Source organism: Noviherbaspirillum denitrificans (assembly GCF_002211445.1).
Taxonomy (GTDB): Bacteria; Pseudomonadota; Gammaproteobacteria; order Burkholderiales; family Burkholderiaceae_D; genus Noviherbaspirillum; species Noviherbaspirillum denitrificans.
In genome coordinates, this window is sequence record NZ_LSTO01000001.1 from 2065746 (window position 1) to 2068446 (window position 2701).

The following is a 2701-nucleotide window of genomic DNA, read 5'->3' on the forward strand; positions in this document are numbered from 1 at the left end:
GACGAGCCGCGCGCCGTCGTCTCGATCCATGCATCGGCGTGGATTGAGACGAACAAGTCTGCCTGCACCTTGCGCGCCTTCTGCACGCGCACGTGCAGGGGCACGAAATAGTCACCGTCGCGCGTGAGCATGACGCGCATGTTGGGATGGTTTTCAATCTTGTTCTTCAGGCGCTTGGCGATCGCGAGCACGACATCCTTCTCGCGGCTGCCGGAGCGGCCGATGGCGCCGGGATCCTCGCCTCCGTGGCCTGGGTCGAGCGCAATCGTGATCATGCGCGTCATCGCCGGCGCCTTTTCTTCCCTGGGCTCGGCCTTGGCCACCTGCACTTCCGGTTGCGTTGGTGCCGGCTCGGGTTTGGCTTCGGCGACGGGAGGCTTGACGTCGGCTGGCTTGTTCCACTCGCCTTTCTGGAGCAGGGCGAGGATGGGGTCCGGCGGGTTGACCGGGTACAGGTCAAAGATCAGGCGGTGGCGGTACTCGCCGATCGGGGCGAGCGTGAACACCTGCGGGTTGACTTCTTCCTTGAGGTCGAACACCAGGCGCACCACGTTCGGACGGTTCTGCCCGACGCGCACCTGCTTGATGTAGGGATCGTTCGGCTGGATCTTTGCGACCAGCTCCTTCAGCGTCGGGTTGAGCTCGAGGCCTTCGATATCGACCACCAGCCGTTCGGGATCCTTGACGATGAAATGGCTGGTTTTCAGGTCGGTGTCGTTTTCCAGCGTGACGCGGGTGTAGTCTTCGGCCGGCCAGACGCGCACGGCCATGATACGGGCCGCGTGCGAGGGCAGTGGGGCAAAAACGGAGAGAAGGAGGGTGCCGCCGGCTTTGAGAAGTGTGCGGCGGGTTCTCGGGATTACAGATTTGGCGCGAATTTCAGTCGGTCGAGGCATTGACTACCCTGGTCGGTCAACGCCTGTAATTCTATATCACGACCGTCGCCGGAGATGCTTAAAAGCACGTTAATGTCTGGCGCGGGCAACACGCCTTCGGCCTTTTCCGGCCATTCGATGACGCAAATCGTGTTTTCGTTGAAGTGCTCGCGGAAGCCGGCGTCCAGGAACTCTTCCGGACTGGCGAGCCGGTAGAGGTCGAAGTGGACGATGTCAACTCGTCGCGCCCCCAGCTGCACGGTATAGGGCTCGGCAAGCGTGTAGGTCGGGCTCTTCACATGACCTTCATGGCCCGCCGCATGCAGCATGGCACGGGTGAGGGCGGTCTTCCCGGCGCCGAGGTCGCCATGCAGGTAGATGGTCAGTCCCGGCGCCAGGGCGCGCGCCAGCGAGGCGCCGAGGGCGGCGGTGCCTGCCTCGTCATGCAAGTGGGTCTGGAAGTGCAGCATCTCGTAAAATGGCTTCTTTGGTGTTTTTTTTCCGAACGTTTCCCGGACTGCCGGGAAATCCTGCCAGTCATGACCGCTCCCGATAACAATCTGTCCACTCTCGCCTTTGCGATCAAGGCCTGGGGCCGCGAACTCGGCTTTGCCGACATCGGCATTGCCGGGATTGATCTCGGGCATACGGAAGCGGGCTTGCAGGCATGGCTGGACGCCGGTTTCCACGGCGAGATGGATTATATGGCAGCGCACGGGATGAAGCGCGCCCGGCCGGCGGAATTGGTGCCCGGCACCGTGCGTGTCATCACCGCGCGCATGAACTACCTGCCACGCGACAGCGCGGATGACTGGCGCGAAGACGAGGTGCGCCGTGCCAGTGATTCGCGACAGGCAGTGATTTCAATTTATGCACGCGGGCGCGACTATCACAAGGTCCTGCGCGCCCGCCTGCAGCAGCTGGCCGACCGCATCCGTGCGGAGGTCGGCGACTTCGGCTATCGCGTGTTCACCGATTCTGCGCCGGTGATGGAGGTTGCCCTGGCCGAACAATCCGGCACAGGCTGGCGCGGCAAACATACGTTGATGCTCCACCGTGAAGCCGGTTCGATGTTTTTCCTGGGGGAGCTGTTCACAGATCTGCCGTTGCCGGTCGACCCGCCGGGCACCTCGCACTGCGGACAATGCCGGGCTTGCATCGATATCTGCCCGACGCAAGCCATCCTCGGCCCGTACAAGCTGGATGCGCGGCGCTGCATTTCCTACCTAACCATTGAATTGAAAGGCAGCATTCCGGTCGAGCTGCGTTCGCTGATCGGCAACCGTGTGTACGGCTGTGACGATTGCCAGCTGGTCTGCCCGTGGAACAAGTTCGCGCAACGTTCGACGCTGCCTGACTTCGACCCGCGCAACGGATTGGAGCACGCCACCATGGTGGAATTGTTCGGATGGGAAGAGGACGAGTTCAATCGGCGCCTTGAAGGCAGCCCCATACGTCGCATTGGTCACGAACGCTGGCTGCGCAACCTTGCAGTCGGCATGGGGAACGCCGCAAGGCAGTACCGCGGCGATCCGGGAATTGTCGCGGCCCTCGAAGCGCGCTCAGGACATCCGTCACCGATGGTGCGGGAGCATGTCGACTGGGCGCTCGGCTGCCATCGTTAGCGCGCCAGCGCCAGCCACACCGGGATGGTAAAGACCGACAGGACCGTCCCCGCCGAAATCAGGAATGCCACGAACGGCCCGTTGCCGCCCATGCGGGCGGCAAGGACATAGGCGCTCGATGCCGTCGGGAGGGCACAGAATGCGACGGCGATCTGCAGCTGCAGCGGCGGCAGGGTCATCCAGCGGCCAAGGAAGTAGCCG

3 protein-coding genes and 1 pseudogene are annotated in these 2701 nt (G+C 63.1%); 1 reads left to right on the forward strand and 3 read right to left on the reverse strand.

What is annotated here, in order from left to right:
* Together AYR66_RS10115 and tsaE are read right to left on the reverse strand one after the other, a co-directional pair.
* On the reverse strand, positions 1-896 hold an 896-nt coding region (locus AYR66_RS10115), incomplete at its 3' end, for an N-acetylmuramoyl-L-alanine amidase (RefSeq protein WP_088709728.1).
* On the reverse strand, positions 860-1345 hold the full coding sequence (gene tsaE, locus AYR66_RS10120; RefSeq protein ID WP_088707389.1) for a tRNA (adenosine(37)-N6)-threonylcarbamoyltransferase complex ATPase subunit type 1 TsaE: 486 nt from the start codon (positions 1343-1345) through the stop codon (positions 860-862). The genes tsaE and AYR66_RS10115, both read right to left, overlap by 37 nt.
* A 69-nt stretch (positions 1346-1414) precedes the next feature.
* Here tsaE and queG point away from each other — a divergent pair, with 69 nt between their 5' ends.
* Positions 1415-2500: a tRNA epoxyqueuosine(34) reductase QueG gene (queG, locus tag AYR66_RS10125; RefSeq protein ID WP_088707390.1), complete on the forward strand. Its 1086-nt coding sequence runs from the start codon at positions 1415-1417 to the stop codon at positions 2498-2500.
* Here the strand turns inward: queG and AYR66_RS10130 are convergent.
* Positions 2497-2701, reverse strand: a pseudogene (locus AYR66_RS10130) (AEC family transporter); the annotation flags it as partial. The gene queG and the pseudogene AYR66_RS10130 sit on opposite strands and share 4 nt — an antisense overlap.